Raw genomic sequence first — 15,787 nt, 5'->3', positions numbered from 1 at the left:
GTGAAAAACCTAGCGTGCGGTGAATAAATTTCGTAGTCTTTTAGTTATCGGTATTTGTGTTTATCGGTAAGTTTTAATAATTCAAAAGCTTACATAAATATGACTTTGCAATCTGTCAAAGATAGGATATCGTGCCGAAAAACTGAACTTGGTTCAGTTTATAAAAAGGACTTGGCTTTAATTTACTTTTAACACAATGACTTAACGGTAATTACACTGTTTATTATATTGCAGAGTAAATGAGGCTTAAGGCAGTTTAGCCCATAGCATATTATATAGAGGATGCACATTATGGCTGATAGTTCGACAGCGATTGAGACTCCACTTGTGGATGGTTTGTCTCAAGCAGAGCAGTGGTTAACAAATAATTCAGATTTATTTATCCAATATGGCGTAAATATCATTTCAGCACTGATAATTCTATTTATTGGTAACCTTATTGTTAAAGCAGTAGCGAATAGCGTGTCTAAGGTTCTTCAGAAGAAGAAAATGGACCGAGCAGTTGTGGAGTTCGTCCATGGTTTAGTTCGTTACTTGTTGTTTGTGATTGTTTTAATTGCTGCACTTGGTCGTTTAGGTGTTCAAACGGCATCTGTAGTTGCTGTTATTGGTGCGGCTGGTTTAGCCGTTGGTCTTGCACTACAAGGCTCACTATCTAACTTTGCTGCTGGTGTACTTATCGTTGCATTCCGTCCATTTAAGTCTGGTGACTATGTGGAAATTGGTGGTGTGGCAGGTTCAGTTGATTCTATTCAAATCTTCCAAACGGTTCTAACAACGCCAGACAACAAAATGGTTGTAGTACCTAACGGTAGCGTTATCGGCAGCCCAATCACAAACTATTCTCGTCATGATACGCGTCGTATTGATCTAATGATTGGGGTTTCTTACAACGCTGATCTTCAAAAGACAAAAGCGCTACTGACTAAGATTTGTGAATCTGATGAGCGTGTACTGAAAGAGCCAGGTGTTCAAGTTGGTGTTCACACACTAGCAGACTCTTCAGTAAACTTTGTTGTTCGCCCATGGGTTAGCACTACAGAGTACTGGAATGTTTACTTCGACCTGATGCAAGCAATCAAAGAAGGCTTGGATAATGAAGGTATCGAAATCCCATTCCCGCAAATGGATGTACACATGAATAAAGTAGAAGCTTAATTTCTAGTTAGTTTTTATAACTATAAGCTTTTATAAGGAAAGGCGGATAACTTAGGTTATCCGCCTTTTTTGTTGGTTTTCTAAGAAAAACAGATTTACCAGTATTGTTCAATAAGTCCATTGGTAAGCACAGCTGCTATGGCGAACATCATGGTTGCGACTGCGATATCAATGCCTTTCTTAACCTTAGGTTTAGATAGCGTCGGGCCTAGTTTTGCAGCGCCTAATGACAAAGAATAGAACCAGACGAACGAAGCCAATATAGTCCCCATAGCAAATGCAATTCTGTCGTTGCCTTCAAATTGCCCACCAATGGATCCAAGAATTACCACGGTATCCAAATAGAGATGTGGGTTTAATACTGTTACTGCCAATGCCCCTAAAATAACGGTGCGCTTGCCACGCGCTAATATCTCACCTTTCGACTCATCACTGGTGCGCACTTTGAATGCACTGCGTAGTGAGAGCAAACCATACACAGTCAGAAAAGCGATGCCACCTAGTGTCACTGAGGTAAGCAGTAATTCATTTTGCGACAAGATCGCTCCGCCGCCAAAAATGCCTAATGAGATAAACAGAGTATCGAGCAGGCTACAAATCGTTGCTGTCGTTAAATGATGATTGCGTTTTATCCCTTGATTTAGGACGTACGCATTCTGAGCGCCAATAGGGATAATCATACTTGCCCCTAGACCAAAACCTTGTAATAAAACCCAAAAACTCATTTTAACCTCCACTTATTTAACGATATTTACGTGCTATATGGCGAAGATACTCTGACCCTTTAAATAAGTATAATTAATGATTTTAATCCATTATTAGAGTTGCTAATGTGGTGGTGAGTTAGCTTAAAAAGGAAGCAAATTGATGCGCGGATTGGATTATAAATGGATTGAAGCACTGGATGCTGTAGTAAAACAACGTAGCTTCGAAAGGGCTGCTGAGCAGTTATATATCTCCCAGTCGGCGGTATCTCAACGCATCAAACAGCTGGAAAAGTGGTTGGCTCAGCCAGCCTTGGTGAGAGAAAGCCCGCCTAGGCCAACGCCTGCGGGTAAAAAACTACTGGGCTTATATCGCCGTGTTCGTTTGTTAGAGCACGAGCTTGTGCCTGAGTTGATGAATGAAGAGGGTAATCAACCACTATCGATATCCATAGCCACCAACGCTGATAGTTTGGCGACATGGTTGCTACCAGCTTTGTCGGATGTGATTAAGTCTCGCCAAGTCGAGTTGAACCTCGCGATTCATGGTGAGTCGAGAACCATTGAAAAGATTAAAAGTGGCGAGGTGGCCGGTGCAATCAGTTTGGAGTCTCAAGCGATTCCTGGCTGCAGTGCTGACTATCTCGGTAGGATGGATTATGTGTGCGTGGCTAGCCCTGACTTTCATCAGCGTTACTTTGCAGAGGGCGTAAACTACGCCACCTTAAGCAAAGCACCTGCGGTTTCCTATGATCAATACGATGATCTGCATAAGAAGTTTCTGCATGATCATTTTAACGTCCCGAGAGACAGTGTGATCAATCATACAGTCGGCAGTTCAGAAGCATTTGTGCGCTTGGCATTATCGGGTGTAGCCTATTGCTTGATCCCCCGATTACAGATTATCGATGAGCTCGAGTCTGGTGCTCTGATTGATATTACCCCTGGCTTTCTGCTCTCTTATCGCATCTATTGGCACCATTGGCAGCTTGAGAGCGGAGTATTAAAAGAGGTATCCCAAGCAATATTGAGTTTTGCTCACAATCACTTACCTCAGTAAACTGTTGGTTTTTTCAGCGTCAAAGTTCTGTTAGAAGTGTGTGCTCTGGATTGGCTAAACGATAAATTGCTCTATGATGAAAGGACATTTGTTTAGCATAGGTTATACCTAATGAAGCTTGTACCAAAGATGTTAGCAACGTCTCTTACTCTTACTGCGGCGTTGAGTGCTGTGAGTTTTCCATCATTGGCTGACTCTCCATCCTTTCCTCATATTTCAACGACAGGCTATGGTGAAGTGATCGCTACACCTGATATGGCGACATTCTCTGTGAGAGTCGTGGAATCGACGATGACTGCTGAACAGGCTAAAAATACCGTTGATAAAGTCGTGACAGGCTTTCTAAACAAGCTGCATCAAGCTGGTGTTGATGAGGCGAGTGTACACAGCTCTAACCTGTATTTATCTCCTCAATATCATTACCCGAAAGATGGCAAACCGGAACTGGTTGGCTACCGCGCCTCACGTAATGTGACCGTTCAAGTGACTGAGCTAGCTAATCTTAATGAGTACATGGATATTGCGATTGGAGAAGGCATTAATCAGATCGACAACATCCAACTGCAAGTTCGCGACCAAGCTAAGTATCAAGAGCAAGCGCGCTTAGAAGCCATTAAAGATGCGACATCAAAAGCTAAATCATTGGCGAGTGGTTTTGAGCGCGAGTTAGGTGATGTATGGCGCGTGGATTACAACGCTCAATCTTCTCAGCCAGTACTCATGCGTTCAATGGCGATGGATGCAAGAACAGAATCGAACTCTTATGAAGACTCAACGATCACCATTCGTGATCGCGTGAATGTGATCTACCAGATCGAAGAGTAATGACAGTGCTATAGAAGGTTTTGGATCATGACGACCTAATTACCTACGATAGGCCAAATGCTAAAAAGGCTCTCATGATGAGAGCCTTTTTTATGCATTTTGAGTGCGATGATTAGTGAAGAAGACGAGCACGGATTGTGCCTTCGATCTCTTTCAGTTTAAGCAGTGCTTCTTCAGAGCGATCGGCTTCTACATCGATAACGACATAACCCATATCAGCCGCAGTCTGTAGGTATTGACCCGCGATGTTGATCCCTTCCTCAGCGAAGATGGTGTTGATTTGAGTTAGGATGCCTGGGCGGTTTTCGTGAATGTGTAATAAACGAGACGTTCCAGTATGCAGTGGTAGTGATACCTCAGGGAAGTTAACACTTGATAGCGTAGAGCCGTTATCAGAGTATTTCGCTAGCTTACCAGCAACTTCAACACCAATGTTCTCTTGTGCTTCTTGAGTTGAACCACCCACGTGAGGCGTTAGGATCACGTTATCGAACTGCATTAATGGAGACTCAAACGGGTCTGCATTGGTTTTTGGTTCTGTTGGGAAAACATCAATAGCCGCACCTGCAAGGTGTCCAGACTCCAGAGCGCCACACAGAGCAGGAATATCGACTACCGTGCCACGAGCTGCGTTGATAAAGATAGAACCAGGCTTCATGCGCTCGAACTCTTCTTTACCCATCATGTCTTTTGTTTCGTTGGTTTCAGGTACATGCAAAGAGATTACGTCACACTTGTTCAGTAATTCCGTCATGGTATGAACTTGGGTTGCGTTACCTAAAGACAGTTTGTTTTCAATGTCGTAGAAGTAAACACGCATGCCAAGGTTTTCAGCAATAATACCCAGTTGAGTACCGATGTGACCGTAGCCAATAATACCTAAACGCTTACCACGGGCTTCGTAAGAGTTGTCGGCACTCTTTTTCCAGATGCCACGGTGTGCAAGCGCGTTCTTTTCTGGAATGCCACGTAGTAGCAATAGAACCTGACCAAGAACGAGCTCAGCAACGCTTCGAGTGTTTGAGAACGGTGCGTTGAACACAGGGATACCGCGTTTTGCTGCTGCTTGAAGGTTGACTTGGTTAGTACCAATACAGAAACAACCGACGGCAACCAGCTTTTCAGCTGCATCAATAACTTCTTGGGAGATATTAGTGCGAGAACGAATACCAATGAAATGAGCATCTTTTACTGCTTCAAGAAGTTCATCTTCCGGTAGCGAGCCTTTGTGGTACTCAATGTTTGTGTAACCAGCGGCTTGCAGTACTTCTACAGAAGAAGGGTGAAGACCTTCTAGAAGTAGAATTTTAATTTTTTCTTTTTCCAGTGAAACTTTGGCCATTGTTCTCGTCCTTAAAATGGAAAGGTTGGGCAAATGCGGCGCACGTGCTACAAAATGGCTGAAAGGGGAACAAATTCACCACTTTGTTAGGAGACAAACGTTTTCCCTGTGCGTCTTCTGAACAATAAAGTAACAAAAAAAAAATGTTTTGGGTAAGAAAATTACGGAATAAGACATAATTTTACAGCAATAAAGCAAAAAAAACGGCGCCCTAGGGCACCGTATGTAATGAAGTAACAGAAAAACTCAATCTTCTATTATTTATTCTTCGATTTTTGCACCTTCAGGCGTGCCGGTGATAACCACATCAGCACCACGGTGAGCGAACAGACCAACCGTCACCACACCAGCTATACCATTGATGATATCTTCTAGTTGTTTCGGGTTTTCGATCGCCATGCCGTACACATCTAGGATCACGTTGCCGTTATCGGTTGTGCAGCCTTCGCGGTAAACTGGGTCACCACCAAGCTTAACCAACTCACGTGCCACGTATGAACGTGCCATTGGGATTACTTCAACAGGCAGTGGGAATTTACCCAACACATCAACTGCTTTAGTACCGTCAACAATACACACAAACTTATCAGAGATAGCCGCTACGATTTTTTCACGAGTCAAAGCAGCGCCGCCGCCTTTGATCATATCGCGAGTTGGGTTGATTTCATCTGCGCCATCAACATAGATGTCTAGCTTAGCGACATCGTTACACTCATACACTTTGATCTCTAGCTCTTCTAGTCGCTGCGTTGAAGCAACAGAGCTTGAAACCGCACCTTTGATTTTGTCTTTCATTGTGCCTAGTGCGTCGATGAAGTGATTTACTGTAGAGCCAGTACCTACACCTACAATGCTGCCTTCTTCAACATATTGAAGTGCTGCCCAGCCAGCTGCTTTTTTCATTTCATCTTGAGTCATGCCATTCTCCTGAATAAGGTCTTGCGCTTTGAATTGATCGTTTGCGTAATGATGAAGTTAACGTTTAGATATTGAGTTAACGTTTCTATATCGAGGTTAACGTTTGCGGCGCGATTATAGCGCTTTAATGGTTGTTTTCCCATTGCCAAGTTTTACTCGGAGTCACGATTTTAGGTAACGGAATGTCCCATTCTTCAATCGGTAGCGTATCAACATGTTGGCAATCATGAGCCAAACCAATAGGAGCTGCACCTTCGCCCGTCTCGAACCACTTTGCCAAGGTGCGATCGTAATATCCGCCGCCCATACCTAAACGATGGCCATGGGAGTCAAAGCCGACAAGGGGCGTAAGAATAAGGTCGAGTTGCTGACAAGGTTTAACCAGCATTTGATTGAGCTGAGGTTCGACAATACCGTACTTATTCAAGACCGTCGGTGTGGTTGGCGAGTAGTGTAAAAACAGCAGGTGCCCGGCAGAGAAGGGGTGCAATACTGGTAAATAAGTTTCCTTACCTTGCGCCCATAACCATTCGATTAAAGGCTGAGTATCGAGTTCGCCATCGATAGAGATATAGAGGGCAATATGCTGAGCAGACTGAATTTCATCAAGCTGCATGCACTGCTTAACTAAGTCGATACCGGATTGAGTTTGTTGGTCGCCAGATAAGGCATTGCGTTTGATACGGATCTGTTTGCGAAATTCGCTGCGTGTGAGCGTCTTCATAAGAAGGGATACCCCAAAGTGCCGTTGAGAATAGATGGCCCTTGAACCAGCGAGTTCAAGGCGGATCAGCAATGATTACCGTAGGCTTCTCGGTCGGGCCGAGCATGCTCAATAGCACTCAAGTACTAACCCTTAGGGATTGCTTATCGGCTCGGGGACGTGAATCCTCTGACAAACACTCCAGGGTAAATTTTGTGTACGCTATTGCTGTCCGTGCTTAACTTTACTGAGGACATCTGAAAGTGATGTCGTGAGCTGTTCCATTCGCTCGGTCAGTGCGTTTTGTTCATCATTTGCTTCAAACTTCTTGGTTTGTAATTCGTAGCAAATATTCAGAGCTGCGATAGTCAGCAGCTTCACTTCATTGGTTACCTTAGTACGTTCAGCCATCTCTTTCAATCGATTATCAAGATCGGCCGCCGCTGCAATCAATGACTCTTCTTGCCCTGGTGGACAATTCACTCGAGTCAGTTTTCCTAATATTTCAACGTCTACCGCTTGATTACTCATGATGGATGAACTCTTTAACGCGCTATTTTAAGGCTGTTGCCCTTCGCCATTTTTTGAGAAAGAAAAAGTGCAAGTACCGATGAGGAAGCAATCTCCTCTGAGGGAGAAACTATAGGTAAACCGCTATTAAGATTCAAGCTTTTCAGAGTGACTGTTTGTAAATGAGAGCTTGAGCACACAGTAATTCAGCAAATTGAACAATTGGTAGTCAGTCATCCTTCAATTGCTGGGGATCGATGCTTACCAGAATTGGGGTGAAGTGGTACGATTATACTATCGATATAAAGAATAACTGAGCGAGCTATCTGATGAGCGAAACTACTTTACCTGACTACCTAACGGTTGCGACTGAACTTCAATCGGCAAGTCTAGCCGTAACCCCTGCTGAGATGCACGGTTTATTAACGGGTATGTTAAGCGGAGGCTTAAGCCTTGCAGATAAAAGCTGGCAACCACTGATCTTCGATTACACCAATGAAGGCATGGGTTGGCCAGATCGCGCATTAACGCTAGCGGAAGCGACACTGAAAGTAACGACCAGTGAAATCACAGGTTCGGGTATGGAATTGTCTATGTTGCTGCCTGACGAAGACGCAAGCGCAAGCCTATTTGACTTGGCTGATGGTGTGTCTGATTGGATTAACCATTTCATTACTGGTCTAGGCTTGGTTGGCGCTCAATTGAACAAAGCGTCTGACAGTACAAAAGAAGCATTAGCTGATCTAGAAGAGATGGCTAAGCTAGGCATTGACGAAGAAGATGATCTGGAAGAGCAAGCGCAGCTTCTAGAGCACGTTATTGAGCACGTAAAAGCGTGTGCACTAACGATTCATGCTGAATTTGGTGCTCGCCCATCTGAAGATGCGGCGCCTACCATTCATTAATTCGTTGGCCGGTTTGAGGTTATGATGGCTCAGTATGATGTTGTAATTGCTGGTGGCGCAATGGCAGGGGCAACCTTAGCCCTTGCTTTGAATCACCTAAGCCAAGGTTCACTGTCGATTGCGGTAGTGGAGCCTTATCAGGTTGATCATCAAGCTCACCCTGGGTTTGATTCTCGTTCGATTGCTTTGTCCTATGGCACGGTGCAGATCCTGGATTCTTTGCGCTTATGGCAATCTATCGCTCCGGTCGCGACCCCGATTAAAGATATCCATGTTTCGGATCGCGGGCATGCCGGAATGACAGACATCTACAGTGAAGAGCTTGCTGTAGATGCGCTTGGCTACGTGGTCGAGTTAGCAGATGTGGGTCGAATCTATCAGCAGAAACTTGAATCAGAAGCGGCAATTACCATGCTTTGTCCTGAGTCTGTTAGTAAAGTTGAACGTGAAGAAGCGTTGACGACGATTGAACTGACAAGTGGGCAAACAGTAACCACTAAGTTACTGGTTGCTGCTGACGGTGCAATCTCAACCTGTTGCCAACAGCTCAATATCTCATTGAGTGAGCATGACTTTGAGCAAGTCGCTGTGATTGCCAATATTGTGGCGAGTGAACCTCACCAAGGTCGCGCATTTGAGCGTTTTACCCATCATGGGCCAGTTGCTCTATTACCGATGAGTGACAACCGTTTATCGCTGGTTTGGTGTTTAACACCAGAGCAAGCACAAAAAGTGATGACGCTAAACGACAATGAATTTCTTGAGCAATTGCAGAATGACTTTGGCTGGCGACTTGGCCGATTAGAGAAGGTCGGCAAGCGCGCGAGTTACCCTCTGATTCTTCGTCACCGACAGCAAAATATCTCTCATCGATTTGCCATTGTTGGTAATGCTGCTCAAACGCTTCACCCAATTGCGGGGCAAGGCTTTAACCTAGGCATCCGAGATGTGGCTTCCTTGGCAGAAGAGTTGTGTACCCAGTTAGATGATGTAGGTCGTTACCGTGGTCTTGTTAACTTTAGAAAGCGTAGAGAACAAGACCGAGACGCAACGATCACGTTGACTTCAAGCCTAGTTCACCTGTTCTCAAACGATTATATGACCGCTCGCATTGGGCGTAATCTTGGGTTAGCCGTAATAGATAACCTTCCACCACTTAAAGGTCCACTTTTGCGTCATACGCTTGGCCTAGTAGAAAGATAAGGTAATAAATAATGATGCAAAGTGTTGATATCGCGATTGTTGGTGGTGGCATGGTTGGCCTAGCGCTTGCTGCTGCCCTAAAAGACAGTGACCTAAGAATCGCTGTCATTGAAGGCAGAGCGCCTAGTGAAGGGCTGAGTGAGCTGCCTGATGTGCGTGTATCCGCGTTGAGTCGTTCTAGTGAAGTGATTCTTCGTAACCTAGGTGCATGGCAAGGTATCGAACAAAGACGCGCTGCACCGTATCAAGCGATGGAAGTGTGGGAACAAGACAGTTTCGCTCGTATTGAGTTTGACTCGACACGCTTGGCTCAGCCTAATCTTGGTCATATCGTTGAAAACCGTGTGATTCAATTAGCGCTGCTTGATCAGGTTAAGAAACAAGACAACGTCAGCCTGTATATGCCCGCAACGTGTAAAACGATGGCGATTGGTGAAAGTGAAGCTTGGTTAACATTGGACAATGGTCAAGCACTGACAGCTAAGTTAGTTGTTGGAGCAGACGGCGCAAACTCTTGGGTTCGTAAGCAGCAAGATATCCCATTAACACATTGGGATTACGGACACAGTGCGATTGTCGCGAACATCAAAACCACAGAGCCGCACCACAGCGTTGCTCGTCAAATCTTCACGCCTCAAGGCCCATTGGCATTCCTACCAATGCAACCAAGCAACATGAGCTCGATTGTTTGGTCTACGGAACCAAATCGTGCCGAGAAGCTGGTATCCATGTCGGATGTTGATTTTAATAAGCAGCTAACGGCAGAGTTCGACTCGAAGCTTGGATTGTGCGAAGTGGTTGGTGACCGTTTTGCCTTCCCACTGCGCATGCGTTATGCGCGTGACTTTGCGGTAGAGCGTGTGGCTTTGGTTGGTGATGCTGCTCATACCATTCACCCATTAGCAGGGCAGGGTGTGAACCTTGGCTTATTAGACGCAGCAAGTTTAGCGCAAGAGCTGTTAAAGCTATGGTCTGCGGGTGAGGATATTGGCACCAAGCGTAATCTTCGCGGCTACGAGCGCTGGAGAAAAGCAGAGGCGGCGAAAATGATTGCTTCAATGCAGGGCTTCAAAGATCTGTTTGAAGGCGATAACCCAGCTAAGAAGCTGATTCGTGGTATTGGTATGAAGCTAGCGGGCCAATTACCGGGTGCGAAAGATGAGATCATGAAGCGCGCACTGGGTTTGTCTGGCAATCTTCCTGACTTAGCTAAGCGTCCAGTGACTCATCGATAATGACATAGTGTTCTGGTGGTTTATCGAATCATCATTGATACGAAAATTGGTACGAAAAAAGGGTTGGCATAATGCCAACCCTTTTTGTTTTTAATTCTGTAGATAATCAGGTCATGCGTACGCGCAGCGCAGTTTCATGATTTCACTATTTATTTCTTTCACTGTTTGAAAGTGACGTTTTTCTGCTCGGTCTGGTAGCACTAGCTTACCGTTATCAAACTCAAATTTTCCTACGCCGTAAATGTAGATTCGTCCTTTGAAAAGTCGACTTACATGTTTAGCAATCATACTCGGTGTATAGCGCTTAAACAGTCTCATTCTTAATTATCCTTATATTTACCTAGCCTGCATATTATAGAAAAACTCCGAGATAATAATTGTGATAAGCATGGAGTTATATGCAGTAGCGTTGACGTTAATTAGATATTTGTGCTGTTCTAAGCACTTTCTTCAGTAAATATCTATTTTTACGTGAGCTCCTCCCCAAAATAATACTGAGTAGTGAACTGCCGTGAACTTTTCTGTTCAGTATTAAGCAGTGATAATGTTACAAGTATAAGAATAGGCGGGATTTTTTTGTTTGTGTAATCAAATTGTAAATTTCGGACAAAAAAAAGCCCGTCTAAAACGGGCGAATAGTCACAGATGCATTACACAAAAGTGGATACTGATGTTACTCAGTGGATTCACTTGCACTGATTTGCTTAATAGCTAGTCAGTAAATTTACAATAACGCAAATTTAACTTTGTGACTACTTATGCTTTTATTTTGAGTAACTATTTATTAATGGTGTGTTCTTCTTATGACGAGGTTCACACTAAAAATGTACTCAATGAAATATTAAAATGAAGTTTGCGAAGCATGATCTAAACGATCATCGACTGATGTCCGCGACGGTCGGTGCACATAGCGCCATAAGATCATTGAGATCCAGCGCAACGCCAGCCATTCGGTCGCCGGAGCTAATGGTTACGGTCGAGTTGTTTTGAATGGAAGGATCAAAAATGATCGGCATGTGTCTCTTGAGAGCGAGCGGACCAACACAACCCACTTTAAAACCGGTGATCGCTTCAACATCAGCGAGCGACACGCAGGTCATTCGACGGCAATTCAGTACCGAGCGTACTTTCTTGGGGTCGACAGAGCGATCGCCAGCAGTACAGGCTAACGCATACTGGTTGCCCATATCCTTGAGCAGGATGCACTTCACCATTTGAGAGGCGTCGATGCCTCGCTCTTGTGCAGTTTCTTCAATGCTGGTGGTTGGCTTGCTTTGCATCAGCAGGCGATAATTCACCTGCTGTTGATCCAGCCATTGTGTAATCTGCGTTTCCACGTGGTTACTCGTCGTCAAGGCTGTACGGCAGTGGCAGGATATTCCATGTTTGATCAGGCTGCGCGGTCAGTCGCAGCTGAACATCGTCATCAAGGTTGTTTGGCAGTACCATCAAACCAATCGCTCGGTTATCAGCAAATTGATAGACGTTTAATAGTCGGCCTGCGCCACGCCAGTTCTCACCCACGCTACGCTCTAGTTCAATTGGGTTCTCTAGAGACAATACTTCTGCTGTCGTTCCTGAAACAATGCGCATCTCACGCTTGTTCATGCCACGGTACTTGGCACGAGCTACCGTTTCTTGACCTGTGTAGCAGCCTTTTGAAAAGCTGATTCCACCAATCGCTTGCAGGTTAAGCGCTTGAGGGATGTGCTCGTTTTGCTCTGCTTTCGATAGGTTAGGCTGAGCATCAAGAATTTCATAATACTGCCAAAGTGCTTCTGATACTTTTTCTGCTGAACTACTTGAGACTAAAGTTGCAGCAACTTCTTCCGTAATAAGCAACGCCCAGCGATTGTCTGAGACTTTAACCGCTGTGCCACCAGAGATAGCACGCACGTTACCTTGGCCTTCTGAAATTGAATCAATATATTGATCCGCAGACGCGCCCATCACACCGATAACAACATCTGTCGTTTGCTCGATATCAACCTTAGAGAACACGGCGTATTTTTTGATTTCGACCAGCTCTACTTCAATCGCAGATTTAGGCTGCATGAGTGCGTAACCGCCATTGTGATGGAACAGGCGGAAGATGCTCCATACCTTTCCTTTTGCATCACAGTGCGCGCCTAACGTGGATTCATCATTAGGAAGAGTGACGACATCGCACGTTACTTGACCCTGTAGGTACGACTTTTTGTCATCGCCTATCATGGTGATTGCGCTCCAGTCTGACACGTGTGTCATCATCAGTTCTGGAAGCGATTCATTTTGCGTATGAGCGAGTGGCTGAAATGTGTTTTTCCAATCCATTTTATCTTTCCTAAGAATTTTATTTGGCTCTATGTTAATCCGGTTCTGTTTCTTTGTCAGCCTAGGTTTTTTTGTGAGCTTAGATAGGGACTGTGACTCACATAGTAGTTACAGGGCGTATGACTTGTTACACTCCGAGAAAGAAAAATTATAGGTGAGGATAGCCAATGTACACTGCAGAGCAGAAAGCACGAATTAAATGGGGTTGCCGTCGCGGCATGTTAGAACTTGATGTAGTCATCATGCCATTTTTCGAAGAGTGTTTTGATTCATTGCAAGAGCAGGAACAGCGCGAGTTTGTTTCTCTATTAGAGTGTGATGATCCAGATTTGTTTACTTGGGTAATGGGCCACGGACGCAGTGAAAACCTAGGCCATGCATCAATGGTTGATAAAATTGTCGCACACAACCTCAGCAAGGTTCGTTAAGCTTCAGCTTAACCCTTCGTATTCCGCATTATTTGCAAAAGGCACTATTTTTGGGTGCCTTTTGTTTTTCATCGTCCTGTCTTCTATTCCACTTGCCGCCAGCCTTTATTGCTTAGCTTTAATGATCCGCTTGTTCAGAAACAATCATGTGATTCTAAATAGTGTCTATGGGCGTTTTGATTACAGAGAGGATGGTGATATTCGACTCAATGACCGAACTTACCGACTCAAGTCCGTTGATAAGATCTGGGCGCAGTTCTTCGTTAAATTGCAGTTTGAATGTGGGCACTCGGTACTGCTTTGGCGGGACAGCTGTTGCGAGCGAGAATATCGCCATTTTCTGGCGAACTTACAACGAGCGCGCTAGAGAAGCCAAACTATTCGATGAAAGAAAGTATTAGATAAAAGAAAGCGTTAGACAAAAGAAAAGGGAGCACTCGGCTCCCTTTCGTTTAATCATTTTCCGCTGACGGCTAATTCGCTAAGCACGTTTAACCAATTATTATGATTGGCGTTTCTCTGGCGTCAGAATCGTTGGGCCACTGTCTTCTGCAAGTTCAGGGTAATCCAACGTGTAGTGGAGGCCGCGGCTCTCTTTACGTTGCATTGCACAACGAACCATTAGCTCTGCCACTTGTAGCAAGTTACGCAGTTCTAATAGGTTATTCGAAACCTTGAAGTAGCTGTAGTACTCATGAGTTTCTTGTTGCAGCATCTGAATGCGACGCAATGCTCGCTCTAGTCGTTTATCCGTTCGAACAATGCCCATGTAATCCCACATGAATAGGCGCAGTTCGTGCCAGTTGTGTTGAATGATAACTTCTTCATCACTGTTGGTGACCTGGCTTTCATCCCATGCTGGCAGTTCAGCGCACAGTTGAGATTGGTCGATGTTCTCAACGATATCTTTTGCTGCTGCCCATGCGTAAACCACACACTCAAGCAGTGAGTTAGAAGCCATTCGGTTTGCACCGTGTAAGCCGGTGTAGCTCACTTCGCCAATCGCATACAAGTTCGTTAGGTCGGTTTGACCCTGCTTATTCACCATGACACCACCACACGTGTAGTGAGCGGCTGGTACGATAGGGATCGGCTCTTTGGTCATGTCGATGCCCAAGTCCATCAAGCGAGTATGGATCATCGGGAAGTGCGCTGTGATGAATTCTTCAGGCTTGTGGCTGATATCAACATACATACAGTCGGCACCTAAGCGCTTCATTTCGAAGTCAATTGCACGAGCAACCACATCACGTGGCGCCAGTTCACCGCGCTCATCGAAGTCCTTCATAAAGCGAGAACCATCTGGACGACGCAAGTAAGCACCTTCACCACGCAGTGCTTCCGTTAGTAGGAAGTTACGCGCTTCTGGGTGGAATAAACAAGTTGGGTGGAACTGGTTGAACTCAAGGTTTGCCACACGACAACCCGCACGCCAAGCGATAGCAATACCATCACCTGAAGAAACATCTGGGTTAGAGGTGTATTGGTAAACCTTTGAAGCGCCGCCTGTTGCTAATACAACAAACTTAGCGCGCACGGTTTCAACATGTTCTTGGTTACGGTTCCAAATGTAGGCACCGATCACCTTGTCTTTTGAACCACCAATCTTATCTTCCGTGATCAAATCCAGCGCATTGTGGCGCTCGAAGATCTCGATATTTGGGTGGTTGTTGACGTTATCTTGTAGTGAGGTTTGCATCGCCATGCCAGTTGCATCGGCAGCGTGCAGAATTCTGCGGTGACTGTGGCCACCCTCACGAGTGAGGTGATATTTTGGTTGGCCTTCTGTGCTGTTCTCATCTTTATCAAATGGAACACCACCATCAATCAGCCATTGCACACACTCTTTCGCATTTTCAGCAATGAATTGAACTGTATCTTCTTCGCATAACCCAGCCCCAGCGATTTGAGTATCCTCTACATGAGACTCAATACTGTCCGACTCATCGAACACCGCGGCGATACCACCTTGTGCGTAATACGTCGATCCTTCGCTGCGTGGTCCTTTGCTTAATACAATTACTTTTGCATGTTCTGCTACGCGTAAGGCTAATGACAAGCCTGCCGCACCACTTCCTACCACTAATACATCACACTGATGTTCACGGTTTGCGTTCATAAAACTTATTAAATCCCGGGCTATAGTCGAGTTGTCCACTCTCAATTGACTTTGTCTTGTTTTAGGAGTTTGGCTAAGACTGTTATAATCTCTCCAGAGTCATCCTTAAACGCTATGCAAAATCAATATATAGACAGCTATCTAGAAATATTTAATTGCTCAATACCATTGCTTTTGCTCAAGTTTCCCCAAATTGATAGGGATAGCTATTTTTATTACATCACATTGTGAAACAATAATGGCAAATAATTTTAAGAAAGTTGGAACTTTCGGTATTTGGCTTAGTCACAATAGTGCTCTTGTAGACGGTGGTGTCAATACTACATTTCGCATAATTAGTACCCATATCTGTGAAGGTGAGGGT

17 protein-coding genes and 1 other RNA gene are annotated in these 15,787 nt (G+C 44.8%); 8 read left to right on the top strand and 10 right to left on the bottom strand.

Annotated elements, in window-relative coordinates; all coding sequences use genetic code 11:
- Positions 1–291 precede the first annotated feature (291 nt).
- Complete coding sequence (mscS, locus tag AB4351_RS02380; RefSeq protein WP_372124979.1) at positions 292–1,158, top strand: small-conductance mechanosensitive channel MscS; 867 nt, start codon at positions 292–294, stop codon at positions 1,156–1,158.
- A gap of 95 nt (positions 1,159–1,253) precedes the next feature.
- On the opposite strand, the gene AB4351_RS02375 is transcribed toward mscS, so the two are convergent.
- Complete coding sequence (locus AB4351_RS02375) at positions 1,254–1,883, bottom strand: LysE/ArgO family amino acid transporter (RefSeq protein WP_048611419.1); 630 nt, start codon at positions 1,881–1,883, stop codon at positions 1,254–1,256.
- A gap of 142 nt (positions 1,884–2,025) precedes the next feature.
- On the opposite strand from AB4351_RS02375, the gene AB4351_RS02370 reads away from it, so the two are divergent.
- Positions 2,026–2,922, top strand: a complete 897-nt coding sequence (locus AB4351_RS02370; RefSeq protein ID WP_017068706.1) for a LysR family transcriptional regulator ArgP — start codon at positions 2,026–2,028, stop codon at positions 2,920–2,922.
- Between the two features lie 111 nt (positions 2,923–3,033).
- On the top strand, positions 3,034–3,747 hold the full coding sequence (locus AB4351_RS02365) for an oxidative stress defense protein (protein ID WP_017059059.1): 714 nt from the start codon (positions 3,034–3,036) through the stop codon (positions 3,745–3,747).
- Between the two features lie 112 nt (positions 3,748–3,859).
- Here AB4351_RS02365 and serA read toward each other — a convergent pair whose 3' ends face one another.
- The 5 genes from serA to zapA all read right to left on the bottom strand — a co-directional run bounded on the left by serA (position 3,860) and on the right by zapA (position 7,241).
- The gene (gene serA, locus AB4351_RS02360; protein WP_017059058.1) at positions 3,860–5,089 is read right to left on the bottom strand and encodes a phosphoglycerate dehydrogenase; all 1,230 of its coding nucleotides are present in this window, start codon (positions 5,087–5,089) and stop codon (positions 3,860–3,862) included.
- Positions 5,090–5,350: 261 nt separating this feature from the next.
- The gene (gene rpiA / locus AB4351_RS02355; RefSeq protein WP_017059057.1) at positions 5,351–6,007 is read right to left on the bottom strand and encodes a ribose-5-phosphate isomerase RpiA; all 657 of its coding nucleotides are present in this window, start codon (positions 6,005–6,007) and stop codon (positions 5,351–5,353) included.
- A gap of 124 nt (positions 6,008–6,131) precedes the next feature.
- Positions 6,132–6,731 (bottom strand): 5-formyltetrahydrofolate cyclo-ligase, encoded by a 600-nt coding sequence (locus tag AB4351_RS02350; protein WP_372124977.1) that lies wholly within the window; start codon positions 6,729–6,731, stop codon positions 6,132–6,134.
- A gap of 6 nt (positions 6,732–6,737) precedes the next feature.
- Positions 6,738–6,921: non-coding RNA, 6S RNA (gene ssrS, locus AB4351_RS02345), on the bottom strand.
- A gap of 11 nt (positions 6,922–6,932) precedes the next feature.
- The gene (gene zapA / locus AB4351_RS02340) at positions 6,933–7,241 is read right to left on the bottom strand and encodes a cell division protein ZapA (protein ID WP_004735366.1); all 309 of its coding nucleotides are present in this window, start codon (positions 7,239–7,241) and stop codon (positions 6,933–6,935) included.
- 308 nt (positions 7,242–7,549) lie between these two features.
- Between zapA and AB4351_RS02335 the strand changes: the two genes are divergently transcribed.
- From AB4351_RS02335 to AB4351_RS02325, 3 genes are read left to right on the top strand one after another with little or no spacing between them, the layout of a single operon-like run.
- The gene (locus AB4351_RS02335) at positions 7,550–8,125 is read left to right on the top strand and encodes a YecA family protein (RefSeq protein ID WP_017059055.1); all 576 of its coding nucleotides are present in this window, start codon (positions 7,550–7,552) and stop codon (positions 8,123–8,125) included.
- A gap of 24 nt (positions 8,126–8,149) precedes the next feature.
- Positions 8,150–9,328 (top strand): 2-octaprenyl-6-methoxyphenyl hydroxylase, encoded by a 1,179-nt coding sequence (gene ubiH / locus AB4351_RS02330; protein WP_017059054.1) that lies wholly within the window; start codon positions 8,150–8,152, stop codon positions 9,326–9,328.
- An 11-nt stretch (positions 9,329–9,339) separates the two neighbouring features.
- On the top strand, positions 9,340–10,563 hold the full coding sequence (locus AB4351_RS02325) for an FAD-dependent 2-octaprenylphenol hydroxylase (protein ID WP_102321427.1): 1,224 nt from the start codon (positions 9,340–9,342) through the stop codon (positions 10,561–10,563).
- A gap of 111 nt (positions 10,564–10,674) precedes the next feature.
- On the opposite strand, the gene AB4351_RS02320 is transcribed toward AB4351_RS02325, so the two are convergent.
- The 3 genes from AB4351_RS02320 to ygfZ all read right to left on the bottom strand — a co-directional run bounded on the left by AB4351_RS02320 (position 10,675) and on the right by ygfZ (position 12,876).
- Positions 10,675–10,881 carry a DUF1107 domain-containing protein gene (locus AB4351_RS02320; protein WP_009847660.1) on the bottom strand — a complete coding sequence of 69 codons (207 nt, stop codon included), beginning with the start codon at positions 10,879–10,881 and terminating at the stop codon, positions 10,675–10,677.
- A 557-nt stretch (positions 10,882–11,438) separates the two neighbouring features.
- On the bottom strand, positions 11,439–11,900 hold the full coding sequence (locus AB4351_RS02315) for an aminoacyl-tRNA deacylase (RefSeq protein WP_029235114.1): 462 nt from the start codon (positions 11,898–11,900) through the stop codon (positions 11,439–11,441).
- Positions 11,901–11,904: 4 nt separating this feature from the next.
- Positions 11,905–12,876 carry a tRNA-modifying protein YgfZ gene (gene ygfZ / locus AB4351_RS02310; protein WP_372124973.1) on the bottom strand — a complete coding sequence of 324 codons (972 nt, stop codon included), beginning with the start codon at positions 12,874–12,876 and terminating at the stop codon, positions 11,905–11,907.
- Positions 12,877–13,043: 167 nt separating this feature from the next.
- On the opposite strand from ygfZ, the gene AB4351_RS02305 reads away from it, so the two are divergent.
- Both AB4351_RS02305 and AB4351_RS02300 read left to right on the top strand, forming a co-directional pair.
- A complete protein-coding gene (locus AB4351_RS02305) occupies positions 13,044–13,304 on the top strand; it encodes a succinate dehydrogenase assembly factor 2 (RefSeq protein ID WP_004735374.1) in 261 nt (86 codons plus the stop codon).
- Positions 13,252–13,671, top strand: a complete 420-nt coding sequence (locus AB4351_RS02300; RefSeq protein WP_324295273.1) for a protein YgfX — start codon at positions 13,252–13,254, stop codon at positions 13,669–13,671. The genes AB4351_RS02305 and AB4351_RS02300 overlap by 53 nt, the downstream gene beginning before the upstream one ends.
- Positions 13,672–13,806: 135 nt before the next feature.
- Here the strand turns inward: AB4351_RS02300 and nadB are convergent, their stop codons facing one another.
- Positions 13,807–15,423 carry an L-aspartate oxidase gene (nadB, locus tag AB4351_RS02295; protein WP_017059049.1) on the bottom strand — a complete coding sequence of 539 codons (1,617 nt, stop codon included), beginning with the start codon at positions 15,421–15,423 and terminating at the stop codon, positions 13,807–13,809.
- Positions 15,424–15,787 lie beyond the last annotated feature (364 nt).

The organism is Vibrio sp. 10N.261.51.F11, assembly GCF_041471665.1.
Lineage (GTDB): Bacteria > Pseudomonadota > Gammaproteobacteria > Enterobacterales > Vibrionaceae > Vibrio > Vibrio crassostreae_C.
The sequence above is the reverse complement of the archived record's forward strand: the minus strand, read 5'-3'. Positions and strand labels throughout refer to the sequence as shown.